The following is a 22,987-nucleotide window of genomic DNA, read 5'->3' as shown; positions in this document are numbered from 1 at the left end:
TTAATACTTTATGTCCTAAATTAAAAAGCACCTCATTGAGGTGCTTTTTTTATTATTTGAAGTAAGAGAAAGTCTCTTCGTTTTCAATTTTAAGGAGCGATTCGTAAATCAGTTTAATTACGTTTTCCACATCATCACGGTGTACCATTTCAACTGTAGTATGCATGTAACGTAAAGGAAGTGAAATTAAAGCAGAAGCCACACCACCGTTGCTATAAGCAAAAGCATCGGTATCAGTACCGGTAACTCTTGATGAAGCTAATCTTTGGAAAGGTATACTGTTATTCTCAGCAGCATTAATTATAAGCTCCCTTAGGTTGTTTTGTACAGCAGGTGCATAAGTAATAACCGGACCTTTACCTATTTGGGTTTCACCTTCAATACGCTTATCTATCATAGGGGTTGTACTGTCATGGCAAACATCGGTTACAATAGCTACATTAGGGCGAATGGTTTTAGTAATCATCTCGGCACCTCTTAAGCCAACCTCTTCCTGTACAGAGTTTGTTATATATAACCCAAACGGAAGTTTTTTCTTATTTTCATGTAGTAATCTTGCAACTTCGGCAATCATAAAACCACCTATACGATTATCAATAGCCCTACAAACAAATTTATCTTCATTAAGAACCATGAAATCGTCCGGGTAAGTAACCACACAACCTACATGTACCCCAAGTTTTTCAACTTCTTCTTTATTAGAACATCCAAGGTCTATAAATATGTTTTCTATTTTAGGCTGCTCTTCCTTGTCGCGAAGGCGGGTATGTATGGCAGGCCAACCAAAAACACCTTTTACGATTCCGTTTTTGGTATGAATGTTAACACGTTTAGAGGGAGCAATCATGTGATCAGATCCTCCGTTTCTTATAACATAAATTAGTCCGTTGTCCGTTATATAATTTACATACCATGATATTTCGTCACTGTGGCCTTCAATTACAACTTTGTATTTGGCATCAGGATTGATAATACCTACTGCAGATCCGTATGTGTCTGTAATAAAAGTATCAACATAAGGCTTTAGGTATTCCATCCATATTTTTTGGCCACCGGCTTCATATCCGGTAGGGGATGGGTTGTTTAAATATTGTTCTAAAAAGTCTAGCGATTTAGCGTTTAATATAGATTTTTCTGACATACAAATAAATTTTGGCTAAATTACTAATTACATTACAGAGTAACATATAAATGTCTAAATTTGGGATAAATTTTTAAGAATGAGAGCACAATTTTCAATCATATTAGTACTTTTTTCACTTCTTTCATGCTTTAGTCAGGAGGTTGTTCAGGATACCATTAAAAAAGGCGTTGTGAACCAAGTGGAGAATGATAGTATAGCCTTTGAATACGATTTGGAGGAAATGGTTATATCTAATGTGGATGATACTGTTAGTGCTGAACAGAAAAAACGCCTGCTCATACTTAAACGAAGGGTTTTAAAGGTGTACCCTTACGCAAAAATAGCTGCCGACAGGCTTACCATGCTTAATGCTAATATGGAGAAGCTTAAAACGGATAAGGAACGTAAAAAATACGCCAAAATAGTCGAGAATTATCTTGAGAATGAATTTGAAGACCAGTTAAAAAAGCTTTCAAGGAAAGACGGACAAATACTTGTAAAATTAATACACAGGCAAACAGGGGAGTCTACCTTTAATCTTATTAAAGAACATAAAAGTGGATGGAAGGCCTTTTGGTCCAGTCGTATTGCCAAGATGTTTGATATTGACCTGAAGCGTGAATACAGCCCGGCTACAGTTGCCGAAGATTACTACATTGAAGGCTATTTGCTACAGGCTTTTGACTCCCATAGGTTGGCAAGGCAGGAACCTGCTTTTGAAATTGATTATGATACTATTACGCAGCTTTGGAAAAATAAAAACAAAGTCAATAATTAAAAATTAATTAATATTGGGTTTTCTTTTTTAGACCTGTAGTGTAACCTTTGCTCCAAGAAAATTAAAGAGAAGGTAAATACGGTAATAATTAAAAGCTCACAGGACTTAACACTTTCTTAAAAGTAAGAAGTATTAATATCTCCGTATTGGAACCTATAGGGGCAGGTTTTACCATCAGTATGAATACTTTGTGTTCCGTAGTTCCGTAAAAAGTTTGAAGTAATTATAAATCCCGGGTATAGAAACTATACTACAACGTTAATATAGCTGAAGTGTTATTACAGACCCAGTTAAGTTGCTGGCTAAATTATTAAATATCTAAATCAAATGTTTTGCGTAATAAATCTAAGGCCGGATTTATGTTTTTAAGCCTTTCGTATCGGTCTTCAGGAGTAAACGCATATTTCTTCTCTACGGTCTCGTTTACATGCGTTTCGATAACTATGTCATGGTTGTGAAGTTTCCCTCTTAAATAGCCTAAAAGTTCTATTTTATTGTTGTCAAAGTCTACTTTAGAGCCTTCATTAGGTAATTCCAGTTTAATGGTAAATCCGTCATCCTGTAATTCGGGATCATTAATCTGCATATAAGTAGACATAATCTTCTGACCGGTATCACTAAGACGCTGGGCAAACTTATTCCATAACAGGCGCATATCGGTTTCATTGAAAGCTTCGGTAGGAAGCTCATCATGATGCCTTTGCATAGCTTTCTGGCTTTCTGCAAGTGCACGTTTTTGCCTTATACTGTTTAGAGATAATGCCGATACTTTTTCGGTGTTATCAGGTTCAGGCTTAGGCGGAGCCTTAATGACTACAGGGGCTTCTACCTCGAGTTCTTTTGCCGGAAGGGGAGATATACCTCCTGTTGTTTTAGATGGTTCCTGTTCGGGTTGTGAGGCTGTATTCTGAGTACTGGTCTGTTGACTTTCGGGTGCAGTATTTTGAACAGGGGAATTACCCTTGGCTAAATCTTTAAAATAATGGGGAGGAATTATAAATTTGTCAGCTTTTTTTTTTCTCCATCAAAAGTGATAGAGGCAAGCTGCATCAGGCATAATTCAACCAATAACCTTTGGTTTTGGCTTGTTTTGTATTTAAGGTCACAATCGTTAGCTATATCAATAGCCTGTAAAAGGAAGTGTTGTGAAGCTTTTTTTGCCTGCTCGCCATACATTTGCTGGGCAACCTCTCCGGCTTCCAGTAATACCAGTGTAGCCGGGTTTTGGCATACTAATAAGTCTCGGAAGTGAGATGCTAATCCGGCAACAAAATGGTGTCCGTCAAAACCTTTAGCCAGTATATCATTATAAGCTAATAACAGTTCAGGTATTTTGTTTTCAAGAATAAGGTCGGTTACCTTAATGTAGTACTCATAGTCAAGTACATTAAGATTTTCGGTAACAGCCTGTCGCGTAAGGTTAGTACCACAGTAACTCACCACACGGTCAAAAATAGACAGGGCATCACGCATTGCACCATCAGCTTTTTGAGCTATGATATGTAATGCATCATCCTCAAATGTAATACCTTGATTTTTAGCAACCTCTGCAAGGTGTTCTTTAGCGTCTTTTACAGTGATTCGTTTAAAATCAAATATCTGACAACGGGAAAGTATCGTTGGGATAATTTTATGCTTCTCGGTAGTTGCAAGTATAAAAATAGCATGCTTTGGTGGTTCTTCCAGTGTTTTAAGGAAGGCGTTAAACGCCGCCTGAGACAGCATGTGAACCTCGTCAATAATATATACTTTGTACTTACCTGTTTGTGGTGGTATCCTAACCTGATCGATAAGGTTACGTATGTCGTCTACCGAATTGTTTGATGCCGCATCGAGCTCAAAAACATTGAAAGCGAAATCTTCGTTAGGATCGTCATACCCTTCCTGATTTATTTTACGGGCAAGTATACGGGCACAGGTAGTTTTACCTACTCCCCTTGGTCCTGTAAATAGTAAGGCCTGAGCTAAGTGATTGTTATCTATAGCATTTAGCAGCGTATTGGTAATAGCCAGCTGACCTACAACATCCTTAAAGGTTTGCGGGCGGTATTTTCGGGCTGATACTATAAACTGTTCCATAGAAAAATCTGTGCAACAAATATACTAATTGCACGGGCAATGGCAAGTTTGTTTGAGCTGTAAATAATTAAAAGTTACTAACATTTAAGCTATCACTTCGGCAATATTTTCATTAGAAAGAAGTTCCAGCAGGGCTTTTTCTTCTGTATTAAAAGGCATTTCCTTATCGCTTACAGGTTTATAGCGCCAAATACTTCCGTTTTCGTAAGAGGCTATAACGGTAGGGTGTACATAATATTTTTTGCAAACCGACCGTGTATTTCCCAGTTTTGAAGCAACACTGTCTAACACCGATACAATTTTCTTTTTACAGTCGGTTATACTGGTATGTTCGCCTATTTCATGAAAACAACATAGTGCATTGAGGCTTCCTGCCCAGGCCCTGAAATCTTTTGCGGTAAAATCTTCGCCTGTAATTTCCTTTAAGTAGGCGTTTACATCTGCCGACCCAATGCTATGGTGCTTTCCGTCATCATCATAGTATTGAAACAATTCATATCCCGGAATATCCCTGCATTTTTTTACAAGGTTAGCAAGCCTTCGGCTTTGCAGCTTTATTTTGTGTTTTACTCCTTTTTTACCCGTAAAATCAAAATAAACAGTGGTTTTTTCAAACTTTACATGTTTGTCTCTTAGTGTAGTAAGTCCAAAGGAACCGTATAGTTTTTTATAAGCTTCATTTCCTATCCTTATATTGGTTAGTTCCAATAGCTTTACCACCAAGGCGACTATTTTTTCATAGGGCATACCTTTTTTGTTTAGGTCGGTCTCTACCTGTTGGCGTATATCCGGTAGGGCAAGTGCAAACCTTCGCAGGCGGTAAAACTTTGACTGGTTTCTAATTTTAGTCCACTCCGGGTGGTAGCGGTATTGTTTTCTCCCTTTTTTATCATAGCCGGTAACCTGTAAATGACCGTTTTCATAAGGAGAAATCCATACGTTTTCCCAGGCAGGGGGAATAACAAGTTTTTTAATCCTTTGCAGTACATCTTTGTCGGATAGTATATTTCCGTTGTTATCGGTATAAAAAAAGCCGTTGGTTTTACGTTTTCTGTAATAGCCTTTTTCACTAGTAAGCGAATAGCGTAAACCAACAGCTTTTGCGGTAACCTTTGGATCGTTACCTATTTTTTCCAGTTTGTTTTTAAGCCTTGGCCCCATTTTCTGCACAGCCTTCATCTCTGCCTTTAATACTTAGGTTATGTAGCATTTTAGCGGCACTTTTTTCAGTATAAGCTCCCTGTGCTGCTACAAAAACCCCTTTTTCTCCATCTTTAGACATGATTCCGTAAACGGTAGCCTCATCGGCAGGATCTGTTTCTCCTTCGTAACGGTATATGTGTTCTATGGTAAAATCCTCACAGTGTTGTTTTATGCGGTCTTCATCAAGATTGTAATCAGTTGTAAATCCTTTTTGATATAATTCTTCTAACGCTTTTGATACTGTTGCGTAATGATACATTTGCCTGTCCATAATTTTTCTTTTTATAGTTAATGCTTGTTTTACTACAATAAAAGTACAGATTTACTAACTGCTTTGCTGCCAACGAAGTGTTAAACAAAAACGCTGTATTTATAAAAAATCTTAAATATTGGGTTGAGTAAATGCGTTTTATTGAAAGGTTTAAAAAGTTTAAATGTATCTTTGCGCCGCAGGCCGCCTTATCGCTGCGCTTAGGCGTGGAGGAAAGTCCGGACACCGTAGGGCAGCATAGCGGGTAACGCCCGTCATTCTGCTTAGGCAGGAGAGGACAAGTGCAACAGAAAGGATGTACAGGTAATGCTGTAGTGAAATCAGGTAAACTCTATGCGGTGAAATGCCATGTATACCGGCAATTAAGGGCTGCCCGCCCAATGCCGGGGGGTAGGCAGATAGACCCCTGTAGTAATACAGGGGCCAGATAAATGATAAGGGTCCCGCAAGGGATACAGAATCCGGCTTACAGGCCTGCTTTTCTTTTTTTAAAGTTGATAACTAAACATTATACCACCACGGTAGGGTAGCCATTCGCCACTTTTGTTATAGTTTCTAACATGCTCATAACGGGTATCGGTGCCAAGGTAATAGCCTTTGTAACCTGCCTGCTGGTTACCACCTCCCATAAACATATCTACCATCCATTTGTCATTTATTTTAATTTGGTATCCAATAGTGAAACCAAAAAATAGGGCGTATCCCTTTTGGTACTTGTTTGAATTGAGATAGTTCCATTTTTGAAGTTCAAATTTACTGGCACCAAAGTGTCCCCCTACATATATACCTTTATAATTTTCATTAAAATGGTAACGGAATTCTGATATTCCCATTATGGTTTTAAAGGGAGCACCGTTTAATGAGTTCCAATGAGAACCCAATACATCAAACTGATAGGTTACTTTTTTAGCCAAACTGGTTTCAATACCAATTTGTGGTATTCCTAAAAGGGTTGTTGGGGCATTAAACTTAAAATAAGTTTGTGAAAATGAATGACTAGCAGTAAGTAAAAGAGCGGATAATAAAATCTTTTTCATTAGCAAAAACGGCCTCTAACGGAGGCCAAAAATTATAGTGAATATTAAAATTGGATTATTCAATTTCATCGTCGTCTGATATTCCTGTATCCTCAAATTCTTCATTATCAAATTCAAAAAATGTAAATTGTGATGCACCATATTTCTTTTGGAAAGAAAAGTTCATCAAATGATCCATTTTAGTGTGTTTTGAATGCTCAATTATCATCATTCCGTCTTCCTCAAGTAAATCATTCTCAAAAACAAGGGATACGATTTCCTCAAATAGTTTTTGATCCATATCATATGGAGGATCAGCAAAAATCATGTCATACGAAGACTTATTAGTCTTTAAAAACTTAATTACATCGCTTTTTATTGCGGTAATAGGAAAATCAAATTCGGCAGCGGTTTGCTTTATGAACTTAACACAGCCAAAATCACCGTCAATAGCAATAGCACTGTCGGCACCACGCGAACAAAATTCATAACTTATATTTCCGGTACCCGAAAAAAGGTCAAGTGTTCTAAGTCCTTCAAAATCAAAACGATTGTTAAGGATGTTGAATAGTGATTCTTTAGACATATCGGTAGTTGGTCTTACCGGAAGGTTTTTAGGAGCTGTTATTCTGCGTCCTTTGTATTTACCTGAAATTATTCTCATGAGTTAAACAGTATAAAATGCTTTAGACTTTCTTCTGTGCTTTTGTTCCATCGGTCAGCCAGCATATAAGGGTCAAAAAGAGACAGGTTCCTTATATATTTATAAGCAAGGCTATAACAGGGATTATCTTCACTTACCCTACCAAGTAAACAAACTTTTATAAACTCAGGGTTAAGTTGTAGTTGTTCTAATGTAAACAATAGGTAGTATAAAAAGTCTTCGGGTGTATTGTATTCAAACGAGTTGAAAAGCAGTAGTTTTTGGTTTTTTACAACAACAATTTCAAAATGGGTTGACTGTAAGTGCACAAAAACCTGCTTATCGTCTATATTTTTTGAGGCGTCCAGTAGTTTTGATACCAGTATGCTGTTTATGTTTTTGTACTCAAAAGAACCATAACGGTCTATTAGGAAGTTGTTTACATCCATAAACGGGACGTAAACGTTATTCATGTCGTAGTTCTCTATTGTGTCAAACGCAAAAAAATCGGTATCAAAAACTTTTGTATTGTATTGTAAATAGCTGCCTAAAAATTCTTCGTCAAAAAGTGCATTAGGAACAAAGGTGTTTAGGCTGTTGTCATGAAGCACCACAATCTCATCATAGTCATACATTAACTCAGGGTGGTTAACAAATGTTTTCCAGAGCTGATCTTCCAGTGGTTTTAATACAGAGAAGGCAATGCTGTGGTAATCAGTTATTTCCTGGTTTAAGGTGTCAAAACAACAAAAAGACATTTCGCTTTGCGCAATTTGCATGGAAAGTTTTTTATAGTTTTTTGTTGTGATGGTCTCGTTCATTGAGTAATTTTTGATGAGTTACAAATTTACATTCTTTTTTGGTTTAGCACCGGTTACTCGTAAAAATCACCTTATCTTTGAACTTCATTTTTCAAAAAAGAATTTATTCCATTAATGACTTCAGCCAATTTTTATAAAATACTCCGTCGCCAGTTCCCTTTTAACCCAACTGTGAAGCAGGATGTTTTTTTACAAAAAATAGCAGAATTTATAACCAATGATGATAACGACGAGCTTTTTGTATTAAAAGGTTATGCCGGTACAGGTAAAACAACCATTATAAGTACACTGGTAAATCATTTGCAGGAAGCTAACAAAAAATATGTGCTGCTTGCACCTACCGGTAGGGCGGCTAAAGTTATAGCCAACTATTCCCAAAAACCGGCCTATACTATACATAAGCGTATTTATTTCCCTAAAAAAGCGAGTGGTGGTGCAATGGGGTTTACCATGCAGCAAAATAAATTTAAGAATGCTATTTTTATTGTAGATGAGGCTTCGATGATATCTGACGTGGCTGCCGAGTCAAAAATGTATGAAAACGGCTCTCTGCTGGACGATCTTATCTCGTATGTATACTCGGGTCAAAATTGCAAAATGATCTTAATAGGCGATACGGCACAACTTCCTCCGGTAAATTTGGATATTAGTCCGGCATTAAATATCGATACACTTTCTTTAAACTATCAAAAAGAAGTAGGGCAGATAGAACTGGACGAGGTTATGCGTCAGGAAACCGACTCAGGTATTCTATACAATGCCACAGAATTAAGGGAAATACTTAAATCGGCCTTTTTTGATACTTTTCAGTTTAAAGTGCGTGGATTTAAGGATATTGTACGCCTTGTAGACGGGTATGATATTCAGGATGCGATAGAGAGTGCCTACAGTAACTATAGTATTGAAGATACAGCTTTCATTGTGCGTTCCAACAAAAGGGCGAACCTGTACAACCAGCAAATAAGGGCTAAAATACTTTCGAGGGAAAGCGAACTTTCCACAGGGGATTTCCTGATGGTAGTAAAGAATAATTATTTTTGGTTAAACGAAAAATCAGAAGCCGGGTTTATAGCCAATGGTGATATTATTGAAATTCTGGAAATTTTCAGGATTGAAGAGCTGTATGGTTTTAAATTTGCCAGAGTAAAGGTACGAATGGTTGATTATGCCAACCAGCCGCCATTTGAAACGGTGTTGTTACTGGATACCATTACCAGCGAATCGCCATCGCTTACTTATGAGGAGTCTAACAGACTGTACCAGGAAGTGCAAAAAGATTATGAAGGAGAGAGTAATTATCGTAATTTCATGAAAACAAAAACCAACCCTCATTTTAATGCACTACAGGTAAAGTTTTCGTATGCCATAACCTGTCATAAATCACAGGGAGGGCAATGGAATACAGTATTTATAGAACAGCCTTACCTGCCTGAAGGTATAGACAGGGATTATATAAGATGGTTGTATACAGCTGTAACCAGAGCAAAAGACAAACTCTACCTTATAGGTTTTAAGGATGATTATTTTGAAGATTAATAGTATATAATATTTTGATTATGAAAATTATAGCGGTAATACCGGCACGATATGCTTCTACACGTTTTCCGGCAAAATTAATGCAGGATCTTGGAGGTAAAACAGTTATTTCACGCACCTATGAGGCAGCTGTAAAAACAGAACTGTTTGATGATGTTTTTGTGGTGACGGATTCTGATATAATTTTTAAAGAAATTGCAAATAATGGTGGTAAAGCCATTATGAGCATCAAAGAACATGAGAGTGGGAGTGATCGTATTGCCGAAGCTGTTGAGAATCTTGATGTTGACATTGTTGTTAATGTGCAGGGAGATGAGCCTTTTATCAATAAAGAACCGCTTGCCGATGTGCTTGAAGTTTTTAAGAGTGACGCTGCCCGCGAAATAGACCTCGCTTCATTAATGATTGAAATAAATAATTGGGAGGATATAGAAAATCCTAACAATGTGAAGGTTATAGTAGATCAAAAGCAGTTTGCTTTGTATTTTTCACGTTCGGTTATACCATACCCAAGAGATAAAGAGACAGGAGCAAGATACTATAAGCATATTGGTATTTATGCTTTTAGGAAACATGCTCTAATGGATTTTTACAAACTGCCTATGCAAAGCCTTGAGGCTACCGAAAAATTGGAACAGCTTCGTTACCTTGAATACGGTAAAAAAATACGTATGGTAGAAACCACACATGTGGGTATAGGTATTGATACTGCCGAAGATTTAGAGAAAGCAAGGAAAATGCTGGATTAGTTAATAGTCTGTTTTTCAGCCCATTTTATTTGAGTTGGTAATTGTAAATTACTGAACTCTATATGGATAACTCTTCTGTTACTGTTGTTTACAGTTCTGGCAGAACTGTGGAGCAGTAGCGGTTTCATTATCATAACACCTCCTTTTGGTACATTGCAGGTAGCTTCGGTTTCTGTGTTCCAGTCAATAGTTTCCGGACGGTAAATCTTTTTAAGATGTGATTTTGGGATTACTTTTAAGGCTCCGTTATTTTCATCAGTATCGTCAAGATGGATACGGATGGTAAAAATATTTTCCAGAACTTCCACAGGAGGCTGTACGGCAAACTGATTTTGCTTGACAGTCCACGGTCCGTAATTTTCAATTTCTGCCTTTTGGTTTACCGATATAGTTAAATCCTGATGATAGGCTACAAACCAGTTTGAGTTACCCGGTTTATCAAAGTAAATGGACTTGATAGGGAAGTAGTCTTCTCCAAAAACAGTATTGACTATATCCTTTAACTTTTGGTTGAATACCAATTCGGTTACATTTGGCACCACCTTTAAAAACTGTCTTATAGCAAAAAGATCTTTTGACCTGCGGAAGGTAGCACTGTCGCTATGGGCACTGTCAATAATTTTTATGATACGATCTATTTCATCCTGTGAGTAAATAGCATCAATTACGGCAAATCCTTCGTTATTTATTTCTGATTTATATTGTGAAAAATTCATGTTACTGTCCCAGTTTTTTTATGGTAAAGAGTTCGTTGTGGTCTTCAACTTTTGGGTACATTCTAACCGAGTAATTATCATTAAAACAGGAACGGTACACTTCGTTTCGCTCTTTATCTTTTTTTGATAATGTCATGGTATTAAATAGTATAAATCCATTTACATTAAGTAAAAAATTAATTCTGTTTATAAAGAATTCTTCAAATAAAAAGTTAGGCATAAACGTGTCCTGAAAGATGTCGATTATTATCAAATCGTACTTTTCTTTTGTCTTCAGCACAAACTCAAAAGCATCATCATTTACAATAGTTACACCAGGAGTATCGGCAAGGCCAAAGTAGTTATTTGCTATTTCAATTACTTCAGGGTCCAGTTCAACTCCCGTTATTTTTCCTTTAAACTGTATCTCATTTACCAAAGTTTTTATTACACTGCCACCTGCAACACCAAGCACTAAAATATTCTCAAATCTCCTTATCCTTTCAAAACCTATATAGTGCAGTCCTTTCCTTAAAATACGCTGCAGGCTGCCGTATGAGTAATTGGTTCTTTTAGAGTCGAGTACAAGCTGCCCGTTATTCCAGGTCACTTCGAGAGTCTTGCTTATACCGGAGTTTCGTTTGTAAATATTTATGGGGATAAAGTAACTAAGTAATCTCTTAAACATAGCAATGTGTTTCGTAATTGTAAATATATAGTATTTTTACCCCGGCATTTTTAAATAATTATGAAAAAAATATACCAATTTATATTTTTCAGGCTAATGGGATGGCGCTTAAACGGTTCTATTTCACCCGAGCTTAAAAAGTGTGTTATGATAGTGGTACCCCATACCAGCTGGATGGATTTTGTTATTGGAGTGTTTGCCAGGGGGAGTATAGGCTTGGAAATGCACTATGTTGCTAAAAAGGAGCTCTTTGTTTTTCCTTTTGGAGCATGGTTTAAATGGATGGGAGGCGCTCCGCTTGACAGGAAAAAAAATGAAAATAAGGTAGAGGCCATAGCAAGCATATTTAAAAATCGTAAAGTGTTCAGGCTGGCAATAGCTCCCGAAGGCACCAGAAAGAAAGTAGATAAATGGAAAACAGGGTTTTATTATATAGCACTACAGGCAGACGTACCTATAGTACCTATTGCCTTTGATTATGGTAAGAAAGAAGTAAAAATAACCGAACCGTTTTATCCAACAGGTAACAAGGAAGAAGACTTTAAAATATTGGAGTTGCATTACAAAGATGTAACAGGATATGTTGCTGAAAACAGCTATAAAAATGATTAAGAATAGTTTAACTTAAAATTATACCTGTTTAACATTTAATAGATGTAATTTTATAATACACCAATAAAAATAATATTAAATAATTTCAAGTAGCCGGAAAGAGGCTGCTTAATGGGAGAAAATAAATTTGTGTTTGTTTTATTGGTTAATGGACCCCGTAATTTTTTAAAATTGCGGGGTTTCTTTATTTTCTGGGTTTGTAGTTTTTAAATGTACCGTCTTTATAAAAAATTACTACCTGTTCTACATCACTATTATAATTTACAATTGTATCAATAGGAGGAGCAGGGTTAGTTGAAGGTTCAGCCTTTTCCGGAACCTTGTTTATAGCTTCCGTATTTTCCTCAAAATTATTTTTTTCTTCAAATTCTTTACTTTCTGACTCAGGTACATCCGTCTCTGTTTTTTCAGAAAACAAATCACCAACATCACTGTTTTCAGATTTTGATTCAATATAAACCGAAGGAGGGGACGGTATGTTCACTTCCGGTGCCGAATTTTCACTTTTAGGAAATGTACCTTTTCCGTTGAGTAACCAATACAAATCTACATCAGGAAAATTGTCGGTAACCCTTAATACAAAATCAAGACTGGGTTTGTTTCTGCCGGAAAGGAGATGTGATAAACTGGATCGCTGTACCCCGATTTTATCGGCAAATACAGAAGCCGATATATTGTAATAATCAAGTATGTTTTCCAGCCTTTTTATGAAATCATCGGTGTTTATCATTGTAAACAAGTGTTGGTTTTGTAATGTTTTACAAATGTAAACAATAGTTTTGAGATATACAAATGGTATGTAATTGTAGTGCGTAAATGTAAATTATTAGTTCAAATGATACACGTAAAGTGACTGATTTACAATAAATTACAACGTTAAACAACTGTATTGTTAAACCTAATTAACATTATGAAACAAATATGTTTACAATTGTAGCTTACAAGATTGCTTCTTTGTTTACAATTGTAAAAATTAAGATGTTTACTTTTGTAATCTTAAATAGTTAATGATGGATTTTGAAGAAATTTACAATAGTTACTTAAACAGCAAACTGCACGGCAGGTATATTACAAACGAGGATATAGAACCAATACTTAATGACTTAAAAACCTATTTTGAAATTGGTACAGCAGGTACCTCTGTAATGGGTAAGCCTATATATAGTATAAAAGCCGGTAGCGGTAAAACTAAGGTGTTTATATGGTCACAAATGCACGGAAACGAGTCAACGACCACAAAGGCAGTGTTCGACTTCTTAAACTTCCTTAAAAGTGGTAATGAGATTGCACTTAATTTCAGGGAGCACTTTACCTATTATATACTACCTATAGTTAATCCTGACGGAGCTGCCTTGTATACGCGTGCCAATGCTAATGATGTTGACCTGAATAGAGACTCAGTTAACCTTACGCAGCCCGAAAGCAAGGTGCTTAGGCAGGCTTTTAAGGACTTTAAGCCTGATTTCGCTTATAATATGCACGATCAGCGTACTATTTTCGGTTTAGGGGAGGATGGAGATGTAAAACCGGCTACGGTTTCGTTCCTTGCGCCTTCTTATAACGAAGAAAGAGAGATAAACGAACCAAGACAAACGGCTATTAATGTAATAGCAGTAATGAATGACACGTTGCAGCAGTTTATACCGGGACAGGTGGGGCGTTTTGATGACGGATTTAATATTAACTGTATTGGTGATATGTTTATGTCGTTGGGAGTGCCTACAATTCTCTTCGAAGCAGGTCATTATCCTAATGATTATTTAAGAGAAAAAACACGAAAATTTATATTTTTCGCAATATTATCAGGATTTTATGCTATTTACGAAAACGTTATAGCTATTAACAAAAGCGAAGATTATTTTAGAATTCCTCAAAATAGAGTAATATTTTTTGATATGATGTATAAAAATGTCAAAATAAATTATGAAAATAAAGAAATAATCACGAATTTTGCATCTCATTACAAAGAAGTACTTATTGATAAATCTGTAATTTTCGAAGCTTTTGTTAAGGAAATAGGGGAACTTGATAATTTTTATGGTCATATAGAGTATGATTGCAAGGGTGAACTTTTCTATAATAACAGTGGTAGTGATTTGCTAAAAAATGAGCAAAAAGCAGATTTTATGATAGGTAAAAACAGAGAATTTGTTAATGGAGTAGAAAAAAAATAACAATATTCTTTTTTTATTGAAAATAAATTAATTTTTTTGTAATGCATTTTTAATAAATATATATACCTAAATAATAAAAAAAGTTACGCTTATGAGTAAGTTTCGTTTAGATGAAGTTGATCACCAGATATTAGATATGCTGATTGACAATACAAGGGTTCCTTTTACAGATATTGCTAAAAAATTGCTTATATCTGCCGGTACCGTTCACGTAAGGGTTAAAAAAATGGAAGATGCAGGAATCATCCAGGGTTCTTCTCTTACTTTAGATTACGAAAAACTTGGATATTCATTCATTGCTTATGTTGGTGTTTTCCTTCATAACACTTCTCAAACTAAATTTGTTCTTGAGAGAATTAATGAAATACCTTTTGTAACTGTTGCACATGTTACTACTGGTAAGTTTAACATCTTTTGTAAAATAAGAGCAAGAGATACTAAGCATGCAAAAGAAGTAATCTTCATGATTGATGATATTGAAGGAGTTTACAGAACAGAAACTATGATATCACTTGAAGAAAGTATTAACGACAAGAAAAGGTTAATGCATACTATCTTCAAAGATCTGTAAGATTTTTTATAAAAAGTTTATAACCCTTATGTGAATAGCATAAGGGTTTTTTTATTAAATTCAGTATAAAAATAATAAGCATGTACCCAGCCACAAAAATTGAACGTTTTAAGGAAAATGTGGAACTAAAATACCAGTTGTTCAACAGTATTTTTATGACACTCCCTTTTGACGACATAGACAATACCGGGGTGTTACTGCCGCTTTTTACAGATGTGTGTGAAGAGGGGTATGCCCAAAATAAGAGTCCGCAACAAATATTTGACAGTTTTATTGAAAAATACCAGCAGGATAGTACCGAGAAGGAAAAAATTGACCTGATGTTCCGTTTTATACAGTATGTAGAGCGACAGGTAGTACTTTTTGATGCTATTGAAGATGCCGCTTTTGTATCGTTACACAATATGGAAGGTACAGGGTCTTTAAGGGATATAAGGCATAAGGCCGATAATCAGGGTATAATTGACGAATTGAGGAAGTTTTTAGATGATTTCCAGATTAGAACCGTGCTTACTGCACACCCTACACAATTTTATCCGGGAAATGTACTTGGTATAATAACCGATTTGACCGGAGCCATTAAAAGAAATGATTTACCGGAGATTAAAACACTGTTGGCACAGTTAGGTAAAACACCTTTTATTAAAAAAGAAAAACCAACTCCGTTTGATGAGGCTGTTAGTTTAATATGGTACCTTGAAAATGTATTTTACAAAACAGCAGGTGAGATGGCTTTCTATATTCAGGATACTATATATAATGGTGAGCATCCGGCACATCCGGTTATGTCTTTCGGTTTCTGGCCCGGAGGTGACAGGGATGGTAATCCGTTTGTAACTACCGATATTACCCTTGACGTAGCAGGAAGGCTTCGTACCTCTATCCTTAAATGTTACTATAATGATATAAGGAGAATGAGACGTAAGCTAACATTCCCCGGGGTTGAACCTTTGGTTATGGAAATTGAACAGAAACTATACCGTTCGGTTTTCTACTCACAAGGAGAACTGTACATTGAGTTAGAAGAATTAAAAACGCTTTTAAATGAAATTAAGAATAGGGTTGTTGAGCACCATCAGTCCTTGTATCTTGATGAGATTGAAAAGCTAATCAATAAGGTTAATCTTTTCGGGTTCCATTTTGCTACGTTAGATATAAGACAAAACAGCCGTATACATGATAAAGTAGTACAGGCGGTATTATCAAATCTGGATAGCCAGAATAATACGGCTCTTGCTAATAAATATGGAGATTTAGACGAAAAAGCCAAACTTAATACTTTACTCAGTTTAAAAGGAAATATTAATACCGAAGATTTTAATGACGATAATACAAGGTTAACGCTGGAGTCCATACTGGCAATGCGTACCATACAGGAAAGAAACGGGGAGCAGGGAGCAAACCGCTACATTATCAGTAATAACGAAAATGCACATAATGTACTGGAACTGCTTACTTTGTTTGAGCTTTTAGGATGGGATAAGCCATCAGTAGATATTGTTCCGCTTTTTGAAACGGTAGATGATTTGAAGGAAGCAGGAGAGGCGATGCGTAAACTCTATGAAAACGAAAGGTATGCCGCTCATCTTAAAGCCCGAGGTAACAGGCAAACCATTATGCTTGGTTTTTCTGACGGAACTAAAGACGGCGGTTACCTAATGGCTAACTGGAGTATTTACACAGCAAAAGAAAATCTTACCGCTGTTGCTCGTGAATACGGAATCAAAGTTATATTTTTTGATGGTCGTGGCGGACCTCCGGCAAGGGGTGGAGGAAAAACCCATAAGTTTTATGCTTCACTGGGAGGATCAATAGAAAATAATGAAATACAGATAACGATCCAGGGACAAACCATAAGTTCAAACTTCGGTACGCTTGATTCGTGTAGGTTTAATTTGGAAAACCTATTGAGTGCCGGTGTTACTAATGGTGTGTTTAACAAGGATAAAAAGCAGCTTACAGCACAGCAAAGAGAAATGTTTGATGAACTGGCGAAGCTGAGTTTTGAGAAATATTCCGAATTTAAAGCGCACCCTAAGTTTTTGCCTTATCTGGAAAAAATGAGTACGCTTAACTATTATGCCAAAACCAATATAGGCAGTAGGCCTTCAAAAAGGAATAAAACTGCCGAGCTGGACTTTAATGATTTAAGGGCTATTCCGTTTGTGGGGTCATGGAGCCAGTTAAAGCAAAACGTACCCGGATTTTATGGTGTAGGTTATGCACTTAGTAAAATGGAAAAACATGGGAAATGGAATGAGGTGGAAGACCTGTATGAGAACTCCTTGTTTTTCAGAACACTTATTGAAAATAGTATGATGTCACTATCCAAATCATTTTTCCCGTTAACGGCCTATATGAGAGAGGATAAAGAATTTGGTTCGTTTTGGGATATTATTCACAACGAGTTTTTGGAAACCAACAGGCTATTACTTAAAATTTCAGGATTTAATGAATTAATGGAAAATTATCCTGATAGCAAGGCTTCCATTAAAATGAGAGAACATATTGTGTTACCTTTGCTAACCATTCAGCAATATGCATTACATAAAATCAGATTAATGAAAAACGGAGATGAGAAAGGTGATTTGCTGGATGTTTATGAAAAAATTGTAACCCGTTCCCTTTTTGGAAATATTAATGCCAGCAGGAACTCTGCCTAAATTTTAAATATGAAAGTAACAGAATTATCTAATACTGAGTATGCTCCGTATTACGAAACCTATCTGCCTAATATTGATGATACCTATACTTTAACCGAATGGCTTGAAGTAAGTGTTCATGAATTTGTTCATTTTATACAGGATATACCTATGGATAAACACGGTTACAGGTATGCAGAAGGTAAATGGACTATTAAGGAAATTATTCAGCATGTTATTGATACCGAACGTGTTTTTGCTTACAGGGCATTACGAATTTCCAGAAATGACAAGACTCCGTTACCGGGTTTTGATGAAAATGATTATGTAAGTAATACCGATGCAGAAAACAGAAGCCTACAGGATATACTTACCGAGTTAGCTTTAGTAAGGCAATCTTCATTGGTGATGTTCAAGTCTTTTTCTCAGGACCAGTTATTAAGAAGGGGAGAAGCTTCCGGTCATGAGGTATCGGTTAGGGCATTAGCTTTTTTAATAACAGCACACCAATATCATCATATGAAAATATTTAAAGAAAGATATTTAGAATAAAAAAAGCCCGAAAGGGCTTTTTTTATTTGCAGTCAACTTTAGATAATTTTTGGGTAGAAGCCGCTTCCTTACTTTTATATTTCCAAATACCGTCATCTCCCTGAACCATCTCTCCATATATTATAGAAACCTGATCTTCGCCAAGGGTAAATACCAGTTCTTCTTTATAATTCATGCCTTCAGCAGAGTAATTAGCAATGGCATTTCCGGTTTTTCCGGAGAGAACACCTTTAAAAGTACTTAGCTTTTTATCTTTTTCGGCAGGAAGCCAGTTGAAAATTCCGCTGACACTATCACCCTTTCTTTCAATTTCAAATACTATACTATCCCTTATAACTTTATTAGGCGCATATTCAGGTTTGCTTTCGGTTACCTGTAAAAAGCACATTTTTTCGTAAGCAGGAGTTTCGGCTACATTTTTTTCTGCTTTTTCTTCAGGAACAATAACTTCTTCCTTTGTTTCTTCTTTACAGGAAACAAATAAAGATATAACGGATATAAATACTAAAGCTGTTTTTTTCATGGTCGTCTAATTTCTACTAAAATAGAATATTAGACAAAAAAAAAGAACTCTGTTAAGAGTTCTTTAATATTTTTATATGATTACCGGATTACTATTCTTCTTCTTCCTCCTCATCATTAGTATCATTATCGCTGTCATCATCATCGTCGTCATCGTCATTATTATTAGCGATTTCAAGATCTTTTAATGCATCAAGATCATCACCACCGTCAGAATCCATATCGTCATCTTCGTAGTTTTCAATCCTATCAGCAAGCTTAGTACTAACCTTTACAAGATAAATAGTATCTTCAGTACGTACTTCTACAGCTTCGATAGTTTCATTTTTTGCATTTTTAAAACGGATGATATCAGAATCGTCATATCCGTCAGGAAATTTATCCACCAAAAGGGTTAAAATTTCATTAGTTAATTTGGCGTAATCAACAATAACTCTTTTCATAAAATGATATTATAAATCTAACAGGTAAGCAAAAATTAGAGGGGCAACAATTGTTGCGTCTGATTCTATAATAAACTTAGGTGTGTTTATATCCAGTTTACCCCAGGTAATCTTTTCGTTTGGAACAGCTCCAGAGTACGAACCGTAACTTGTTGTAGAGTCTGATATCTGACAGAAGTAGCTCCAGAAAGGAACATCGTGCATTTCCATATCCTGGTAAAGCATCGGTACAACACAAATAGGGAAGTCACCGGCAATACCACCACCAATTTGGAAGAAACCTACGCCATTATCACTGTTTTTAGTATACCAGTCTGCAAGGAAAGTCATGTACTCAATACCTGATTTCATAGTGGTAGCTTTAAGCTCACCTTTAATTACGTAAGAAGCAAAGATGTTCCCCATTGTACTGTCTTCCCATCCCGGTACCACTATTGGTAAATTCTTTTCTGCAGCAGCATACATCCAGCTGTCTTTAAGGTCTATTTCATAGTATTCCTCAAGAACTCCGGAAAGAAGCAATTTATACATAAACTCATGAGGGAAATATCTTTCTCCCTTATCATCAGCATCTTTCCAAATTTGATATATGTGTTTCTGTAATCTTCTAAAAGCCTCATGCTCAGGGATACAAGTATCTGTAACACGGTTAAGTCCGCGCTCCAGTAAATCCCATTCCTGTTGCGGAGTAAGATCTCTATAGTTAGGTACTCTCTCATAGTGAGAGTGTGCTACAAGATTCATAATATCTTCTTCAAGGTTAGCCCCCGTACAAGAAATGATTTGTACTTTATCTTTACGAATCATTTCGGCGAAAATTTTTCCAAGTTCCGCTGTACTCATAGCGCCTGCAAGTGTCACCATCATTTTAGCACCACCGTTAAGTTGCTCTTCATAAGCTTTGGCAGCGTCTACTAATGCAGCCGAATTGAAGTGCAGGTAGTACTTTTCAATAAACTGGCTAATTGGTCCTTTGTTCATTTTAAATCTGTTTATGTATGTTTTTTAAAAAACTCAAAAATAAATTATTTTTTATCGTAACCTAATATTTTTAAAACATCTTCTGCATCCTGTTGCTCAGAAAATACTTCGGTCGCTAAAATTCCATTTTCATCCCTGTCTATCAGTATATGTTTTGGCTGTGGGATAAGGCAGTGATGTAACCCGCCGTAGCCGCCAATTGTTTCCTGATATGCACCTGTATTAAAGAAACCAATATACAAAGGTTTTTCTTTATTATACTTAGGCAGGTAAATGGCATTCATGTTTTGTTCAGAATTGTAGTAATCATCACTGTCACATGTCATACCTCCTAAAAGTACTCTTTCATACTGGTCGTTCCAACGGTTAACAGCAAGCATAATGAAACGCTTGTTTATGGCCCATGTATCCGGAAGGGTAGTGATGAAAGATGAATCAATCATATTCCATTTTTCCCTGTCGTTTTGTTGTTTTTGGTAAAGTACCTGGTAAATTGCACCGGCGCTTTCACCTACAGTAAACGAACCGAATTCTGTAAAAATGTTAGGTACATCAACATCAGCTTCCTCACAGGCAATTTTAATCTGGTTAAGTATTTCGTCTATCATGTACTGGTAGTCGTACTCAAACGCCAATGAGTTTTTGATAGGGAAACCACCACCAATATTAAGGCTGTCAAGGCTTGGGCACTCTTTTTTAAGGCTTATGTATACTTTTAGACATTTTAAAAGCTCATTCCAGTAGTAAGAAGTATCCCTTATACCTGTGTTGATAAAGAAGTGAAGCATTTTAAGCTCCAAATTCTTGTTCTCCTGAATTTGTTTTCTGTAAAAAGGTACAATATTCCTGTAGCCTATACCTAAGCGTGAGGTATAGAATTCAAATTTAGGTTCTTCCTCGGCAGCAATACGTATACCTATTTTAAACTTACCGTTAATTTTTTCCTGTAACAGGTCAAGTTCCTCGTAGTTGTCTATAATAGGTATAGTTTTATTATGGCCGCTATTAATAAGCCTTGCTATATTGTCTATGTACTGGTCTCTTTTAAAACCGTTACATATTACAAAGGTATTCTTGTTTATTTTTCCGCTTTCCAATAGTTTCTCAACTATGTTAATGTCAAAAGCAGATGATGTCTCTACATGAATATTGTTTTTAAAAGCCTCATTCATTACATATTCGAAGTGAGAGCTTTTTGTACAATAACAATAATAGTATTTACCTTCATACTTATGTTTTTCCATCGCATTTCTAAACCATCCTTTAGCTTTCTGGATGTTGTTGGAAATTTGTGGTAAGTAGGTAAACTTTAATGGCGAGCCATACTGCTCCACAAGCTTCATCAAATCGATGTTGTGGAATAAAAGGTTGTCTTTATTTAGAGTAAATTCTTCCTGAGGAAAATAAAAAGTCTGATTTATTAAATCGAAATATTTTGTGTTCATGCTATTAGTGAGTTTGACTGATTATAAAATTAAGAAAAACTTAAAGTGATAATCTGTTTTCAAACTCTTAAATTAGCGTACATTATCTCTAAACTTTTGTGAATATTTTTGTTAAAGTATATTGGCATACCTGCACTTTTTTTGGTTAAAAGCCATAAAAAACGCATAGTAGATAACACCTTGTTATCCCTTATGGTTACTGCTTTAAAAACTATGTGTAGGTATTTTTTCATCGGCGCAAATGTAAAAAATAATCATTCGTATTTAAAAACAATTTCTTAAAAAAATGTTATGCTAAATAGTCATGAAAAGCTTCGGTTATCAGCTCATTGTTTACAGGCTCATTAAACGACGCTTTTCCAATACCGTTTAGCACTACAAACAGTACTTCTCCAAATTCACTTTTTTTGTCATGAGACAACAGTTTCATGATGTTTTCAATGTCGGTTTGGCTAAATTCTGTTTTCCCGAATATTGAAGTTATAACTTCTTTTATTTGGGTATAGTCATTTAAAGTTAATAAATCTTTTTTAAATGATATATAACTTTCCAGGACCATACCTATAGCAATGGCTTCACCGTGTAATAATGTTGTTTTTTCTTCGGTATCCAGATGATAGGATTCTATAGCATGCCCCAGCGTGTGACCAAAGTTCAATATCTTGCGTAACCCTTTCTCGGTAGGGTCTTGTGTTACCACATTATTTTTTATGATTACCGACTCGTATATAAGCTGCAAAAGATCGTCTGTTGTCAGTTCGTTAAGGTCAAGAAACTTTTCCCAGTAGTTTTTGTCGCAAATAAGTCCGTGTTTTAGCATCTCTGCCAGTCCGGCGCGCATTTCGTTTTGCGGTAGTGTACCAAGGTAGTTAATATCCATAAGTACAGCTATGGGATTATTAATAACACCTACCTGATTTTTAATAGGGCCAAGGTCTACTCCGGTTTTTCCGCCTACAGAAGCATCAACCATAGCTAGTAAGGAGGTAGGCACATTAATAAAATCTATACCTCTTTTAAATGTAGCAGAAACAAATCCGCCTAAATCGCTAATCATACCGCCACCTACGTTTATCATAATGCTTTTCCGGTCGCCACCCATTTCGGTAAGGGCATACCATAATTGTGTACAGGTTTCAATAGTTTTATTTATTTCGCCGGCATCAATTTCCAGTATTTCAATTTCAACTTCGGTAGCCAGTTGTGCTAAAAAGTTAGGTAAGCAAAGCTGAGAGGTGTTACTGTCGGCCACCACAAATACCTTCGAATATTTATCGGGGGTTATAGTTTCCTGTAAAAAGGAGTAACAATCGTTATTAAAAAGTATAGGATAATATGGGGTTTGAATAGCCTGCATAACGAACAATTTTAAATATATCGCAAAATAAAGTATTTTATATTATTAAATATTGATTGTAGTGTATTTATATTTGCACAAATTTT

25 protein-coding genes and 1 other RNA gene are annotated in these 22,987 nt (G+C 36.0%); 10 read left to right on the top strand and 16 right to left on the bottom strand.

Annotated features, from left to right (window positions below; genetic code table 11):
• Positions 1 to 52: 52 nt before the first annotated feature.
• Complete coding sequence (locus tag ABS768_RS01400; RefSeq protein WP_408073131.1) at positions 53 to 1,141, bottom strand: M42 family metallopeptidase; 1,089 nt, start codon at positions 1,139 to 1,141, stop codon at positions 53 to 55.
• A gap of 79 nt (positions 1,142 to 1,220) precedes the next feature.
• Here ABS768_RS01400 and ABS768_RS01395 point away from each other — a divergent pair, with 79 nt between their 5' ends.
• Positions 1,221 to 1,901, top strand: coding sequence for a DUF4294 domain-containing protein (locus ABS768_RS01395; protein WP_408073129.1), 681 nt, complete (start codon positions 1,221 to 1,223; stop codon positions 1,899 to 1,901).
• 310 nt (positions 1,902 to 2,211) lie between these two features.
• On the opposite strand, the gene ABS768_RS01390 is transcribed toward ABS768_RS01395, so the two are convergent.
• Positions 2,212 to 2,607 carry a hypothetical protein gene (locus ABS768_RS01390; RefSeq protein WP_408073127.1) on the bottom strand — a complete coding sequence of 132 codons (396 nt, stop codon included), beginning with the start codon at positions 2,605 to 2,607 and terminating at the stop codon, positions 2,212 to 2,214.
• Positions 2,608 to 2,677: 70 nt separating this feature from the next.
• Between ABS768_RS01390 and ABS768_RS01385 the strand changes: the two genes are divergently transcribed.
• Complete coding sequence (locus ABS768_RS01385; protein ID WP_408073126.1) at positions 2,678 to 2,812, top strand: hypothetical protein; 135 nt, start codon at positions 2,678 to 2,680, stop codon at positions 2,810 to 2,812.
• An 82-nt stretch (positions 2,813 to 2,894) separates the two neighbouring features.
• On the opposite strand, the gene dnaX is transcribed toward ABS768_RS01385, so the two are convergent.
• From dnaX to ABS768_RS01370, 3 genes are all read right to left on the bottom strand, one after another.
• Positions 2,895 to 3,980, bottom strand: a complete 1,086-nt coding sequence (gene dnaX, locus ABS768_RS01380) for a DNA polymerase III subunit gamma/tau (RefSeq protein WP_408073124.1) — start codon at positions 3,978 to 3,980, stop codon at positions 2,895 to 2,897.
• Between the two features lie 84 nt (positions 3,981 to 4,064).
• Positions 4,065 to 5,159: a DNA topoisomerase IB gene (locus ABS768_RS01375; RefSeq protein WP_408073123.1), complete on the bottom strand. Its 1,095-nt coding sequence runs from the start codon at positions 5,157 to 5,159 to the stop codon at positions 4,065 to 4,067.
• Positions 5,125 to 5,454, bottom strand: a complete 330-nt coding sequence (locus ABS768_RS01370) for a hypothetical protein (protein WP_408073122.1) — start codon at positions 5,452 to 5,454, stop codon at positions 5,125 to 5,127. The genes ABS768_RS01375 and ABS768_RS01370 overlap by 35 nt, the downstream gene beginning before the upstream one ends.
• Before the next feature lie 175 nt (positions 5,455 to 5,629).
• On the opposite strand from ABS768_RS01370, the gene rnpB reads away from it, so the two are divergent.
• An RNA gene (rnpB, locus tag ABS768_RS01365) (RNase P RNA component class A) lies at positions 5,630 to 5,939 on the top strand.
• A gap of 3 nt (positions 5,940 to 5,942) precedes the next feature.
• Here rnpB and ABS768_RS01360 read toward each other — a convergent pair.
• The 3 genes from ABS768_RS01360 to ABS768_RS01350 are packed head-to-tail and all read right to left on the bottom strand — an operon-like array spanning position 5,943 to position 7,934.
• Positions 5,943 to 6,491, bottom strand: a complete 549-nt coding sequence (locus tag ABS768_RS01360; RefSeq protein WP_408073120.1) for a DUF3575 domain-containing protein — start codon at positions 6,489 to 6,491, stop codon at positions 5,943 to 5,945.
• A gap of 55 nt (positions 6,492 to 6,546) precedes the next feature.
• Entirely contained in the window at positions 6,547 to 7,134 is a 588-nt protein-coding gene (rsmD, locus tag ABS768_RS01355; protein WP_408073119.1) for a 16S rRNA (guanine(966)-N(2))-methyltransferase RsmD, read from the bottom strand.
• Positions 7,131 to 7,934 (bottom strand): DUF3822 family protein, encoded by an 804-nt coding sequence (locus tag ABS768_RS01350; protein ID WP_408073118.1) that lies wholly within the window; start codon positions 7,932 to 7,934, stop codon positions 7,131 to 7,133. The genes rsmD and ABS768_RS01350 overlap by 4 nt, the downstream gene beginning before the upstream one ends.
• A gap of 114 nt (positions 7,935 to 8,048) precedes the next feature.
• On the opposite strand from ABS768_RS01350, the gene ABS768_RS01345 reads away from it, so the two are divergent.
• Together ABS768_RS01345 and kdsB are read left to right on the top strand one after the other, a co-directional pair.
• The gene (locus ABS768_RS01345; RefSeq protein ID WP_408073117.1) at positions 8,049 to 9,470 is read left to right on the top strand and encodes an ATP-dependent DNA helicase; all 1,422 of its coding nucleotides are present in this window, start codon (positions 8,049 to 8,051) and stop codon (positions 9,468 to 9,470) included.
• Positions 9,471 to 9,490: 20 nt separating this feature from the next.
• Positions 9,491 to 10,219, top strand: a complete 729-nt coding sequence (gene kdsB / locus ABS768_RS01340) for a 3-deoxy-manno-octulosonate cytidylyltransferase (RefSeq protein WP_408073116.1) — start codon at positions 9,491 to 9,493, stop codon at positions 10,217 to 10,219.
• Here the strand turns inward: kdsB and ABS768_RS01335 are convergent.
• Entirely contained in the window at positions 10,216 to 10,935 is a 720-nt protein-coding gene (locus ABS768_RS01335) for a phytanoyl-CoA dioxygenase family protein (RefSeq protein WP_408073115.1), read from the bottom strand. The two genes, kdsB and ABS768_RS01335, sit on opposite strands and share 4 nt — an antisense overlap.
• Before the next feature lies 1 nt (position 10,936).
• Positions 10,937 to 11,602, bottom strand: coding sequence for a spermidine synthase (locus tag ABS768_RS01330; RefSeq protein ID WP_408073114.1), 666 nt, complete (start codon positions 11,600 to 11,602; stop codon positions 10,937 to 10,939).
• 60 nt (positions 11,603 to 11,662) lie between these two features.
• On the opposite strand from ABS768_RS01330, the gene ABS768_RS01325 reads away from it, so the two are divergent.
• Positions 11,663 to 12,214, top strand: a complete 552-nt coding sequence (locus ABS768_RS01325) for a 1-acyl-sn-glycerol-3-phosphate acyltransferase (protein ID WP_408073113.1) — start codon at positions 11,663 to 11,665, stop codon at positions 12,212 to 12,214.
• Positions 12,215 to 12,398: 184 nt separating this feature from the next.
• On the opposite strand, the gene ABS768_RS01320 is transcribed toward ABS768_RS01325, so the two are convergent.
• A complete protein-coding gene (locus ABS768_RS01320) occupies positions 12,399 to 12,944 on the bottom strand; it encodes a helix-turn-helix domain-containing protein (protein WP_408073112.1) in 546 nt (181 codons plus the stop codon).
• 277 nt (positions 12,945 to 13,221) lie between these two features.
• Between ABS768_RS01320 and ABS768_RS01315 the strand changes: the two genes are divergently transcribed.
• From ABS768_RS01315 to ABS768_RS01300, 4 genes are all read left to right on the top strand, one after another.
• Entirely contained in the window at positions 13,222 to 14,388 is a 1,167-nt protein-coding gene (locus ABS768_RS01315) for a M14 family metallopeptidase (RefSeq protein WP_408073110.1), read from the top strand.
• Between the two features lie 91 nt (positions 14,389 to 14,479).
• Positions 14,480 to 14,959 (top strand): Lrp/AsnC family transcriptional regulator, encoded by a 480-nt coding sequence (locus ABS768_RS01310; RefSeq protein WP_035130789.1) that lies wholly within the window; start codon positions 14,480 to 14,482, stop codon positions 14,957 to 14,959.
• Positions 14,960 to 15,039: 80 nt separating this feature from the next.
• On the top strand, positions 15,040 to 17,622 hold the full coding sequence (locus tag ABS768_RS01305; protein ID WP_408073109.1) for a phosphoenolpyruvate carboxylase: 2,583 nt from the start codon (positions 15,040 to 15,042) through the stop codon (positions 17,620 to 17,622).
• 9 nt (positions 17,623 to 17,631) lie between these two features.
• Positions 17,632 to 18,153 carry a DinB family protein gene (locus ABS768_RS01300; RefSeq protein ID WP_408073108.1) on the top strand — a complete coding sequence of 174 codons (522 nt, stop codon included), beginning with the start codon at positions 17,632 to 17,634 and terminating at the stop codon, positions 18,151 to 18,153.
• A gap of 22 nt (positions 18,154 to 18,175) precedes the next feature.
• Here the strand turns inward: ABS768_RS01300 and ABS768_RS01295 are convergent, their stop codons facing one another.
• The 5 genes from ABS768_RS01295 to aroB all read right to left on the bottom strand — a co-directional run bounded on the left by ABS768_RS01295 (position 18,176) and on the right by aroB (position 22,901).
• Positions 18,176 to 18,676, bottom strand: a complete 501-nt coding sequence (locus tag ABS768_RS01295) for a hypothetical protein (protein WP_408073106.1) — start codon at positions 18,674 to 18,676, stop codon at positions 18,176 to 18,178.
• Positions 18,677 to 18,767: 91 nt separating this feature from the next.
• Positions 18,768 to 19,118 (bottom strand): DNA primase, encoded by a 351-nt coding sequence (locus ABS768_RS01290; protein WP_408073104.1) that lies wholly within the window; start codon positions 19,116 to 19,118, stop codon positions 18,768 to 18,770.
• A gap of 9 nt (positions 19,119 to 19,127) precedes the next feature.
• Positions 19,128 to 20,099, bottom strand: coding sequence for a deoxyhypusine synthase family protein (locus ABS768_RS01285; protein WP_408073102.1), 972 nt, complete (start codon positions 20,097 to 20,099; stop codon positions 19,128 to 19,130).
• Between the two features lie 44 nt (positions 20,100 to 20,143).
• Complete coding sequence (locus ABS768_RS01280) at positions 20,144 to 21,544, bottom strand: arginine decarboxylase (protein ID WP_408073100.1); 1,401 nt, start codon at positions 21,542 to 21,544, stop codon at positions 20,144 to 20,146.
• 289 nt (positions 21,545 to 21,833) lie between these two features.
• Positions 21,834 to 22,901: a 3-dehydroquinate synthase gene (aroB, locus tag ABS768_RS01275; RefSeq protein WP_408073098.1), complete on the bottom strand. Its 1,068-nt coding sequence runs from the start codon at positions 22,899 to 22,901 to the stop codon at positions 21,834 to 21,836.
• Positions 22,902 to 22,987 lie beyond the last annotated feature (86 nt).

The sequence above is a fragment of the Flavobacterium rhizophilum genome (assembly GCF_046000485.1).
In the GTDB taxonomy this organism is placed as follows: domain Bacteria; phylum Bacteroidota; class Bacteroidia; order Flavobacteriales; family Flavobacteriaceae; genus Flavobacterium; species Flavobacterium rhizophilum.
This window is presented reverse-complemented; position numbering and strand designations above follow the sequence as displayed.

Coding starts and splice junctions, on each gene's coding strand:
- ABS768_RS01300 (WP_408073108.1), top strand. CDS start 17,632: ATGAAAGTAACAGAATTATCTAATACTGAGTATGCTCCGTATTACGAA.
- dnaX (WP_408073124.1), bottom strand. CDS start 3,980: ATGGAACAGTTTATAGTATCAGCCCGAAAATACCGCCCGCAAACCTTT.
- ABS768_RS01375 (WP_408073123.1), bottom strand. CDS start 5,159: ATGAAGGCTGTGCAGAAAATGGGGCCAAGGCTTAAAAACAAACTGGAA.
- ABS768_RS01305 (WP_408073109.1), top strand. CDS start 15,040: ATGTACCCAGCCACAAAAATTGAACGTTTTAAGGAAAATGTGGAACTA.
- aroB (WP_408073098.1), bottom strand. CDS start 22,901: ATGCAGGCTATTCAAACCCCATATTATCCTATACTTTTTAATAACGAT.
- ABS768_RS01285 (WP_408073102.1), bottom strand. CDS start 20,099: ATGAACAAAGGACCAATTAGCCAGTTTATTGAAAAGTACTACCTGCAC.
- ABS768_RS01280 (WP_408073100.1), bottom strand. CDS start 21,544: ATGAACACAAAATATTTCGATTTAATAAATCAGACTTTTTATTTTCCT.
- ABS768_RS01335 (WP_408073115.1), bottom strand. CDS start 10,935: ATGAATTTTTCACAATATAAATCAGAAATAAATAACGAAGGATTTGCC.
- ABS768_RS01350 (WP_408073118.1), bottom strand. CDS start 7,934: ATGAACGAGACCATCACAACAAAAAACTATAAAAAACTTTCCATGCAA.
- ABS768_RS01345 (WP_408073117.1), top strand. CDS start 8,049: ATGACTTCAGCCAATTTTTATAAAATACTCCGTCGCCAGTTCCCTTTT.
- ABS768_RS01290 (WP_408073104.1), bottom strand. CDS start 19,118: ATGAAAAGAGTTATTGTTGATTACGCCAAATTAACTAATGAAATTTTA.
- ABS768_RS01310 (WP_035130789.1), top strand. CDS start 14,480: ATGAGTAAGTTTCGTTTAGATGAAGTTGATCACCAGATATTAGATATG.
- kdsB (WP_408073116.1), top strand. CDS start 9,491: ATGAAAATTATAGCGGTAATACCGGCACGATATGCTTCTACACGTTTT.
- rsmD (WP_408073119.1), bottom strand. CDS start 7,134: ATGAGAATAATTTCAGGTAAATACAAAGGACGCAGAATAACAGCTCCT.
- ABS768_RS01295 (WP_408073106.1), bottom strand. CDS start 18,676: ATGAAAAAAACAGCTTTAGTATTTATATCCGTTATATCTTTATTTGTT.
- ABS768_RS01360 (WP_408073120.1), bottom strand. CDS start 6,491: ATGAAAAAGATTTTATTATCCGCTCTTTTACTTACTGCTAGTCATTCA.
- ABS768_RS01325 (WP_408073113.1), top strand. CDS start 11,663: ATGAAAAAAATATACCAATTTATATTTTTCAGGCTAATGGGATGGCGC.
- ABS768_RS01395 (WP_408073129.1), top strand. CDS start 1,221: ATGAGAGCACAATTTTCAATCATATTAGTACTTTTTTCACTTCTTTCA.
- ABS768_RS01400 (WP_408073131.1), bottom strand. CDS start 1,141: ATGTCAGAAAAATCTATATTAAACGCTAAATCGCTAGACTTTTTAGAA.
- ABS768_RS01320 (WP_408073112.1), bottom strand. CDS start 12,944: ATGATAAACACCGATGATTTCATAAAAAGGCTGGAAAACATACTTGAT.
- ABS768_RS01330 (WP_408073114.1), bottom strand. CDS start 11,602: ATGTTTAAGAGATTACTTAGTTACTTTATCCCCATAAATATTTACAAA.
- ABS768_RS01370 (WP_408073122.1), bottom strand. CDS start 5,454: ATGGACAGGCAAATGTATCATTACGCAACAGTATCAAAAGCGTTAGAA.
- ABS768_RS01390 (WP_408073127.1), bottom strand. CDS start 2,607: ATGCAAAGGCATCATGATGAGCTTCCTACCGAAGCTTTCAATGAAACC.
- ABS768_RS01315 (WP_408073110.1), top strand. CDS start 13,222: ATGATGGATTTTGAAGAAATTTACAATAGTTACTTAAACAGCAAACTG.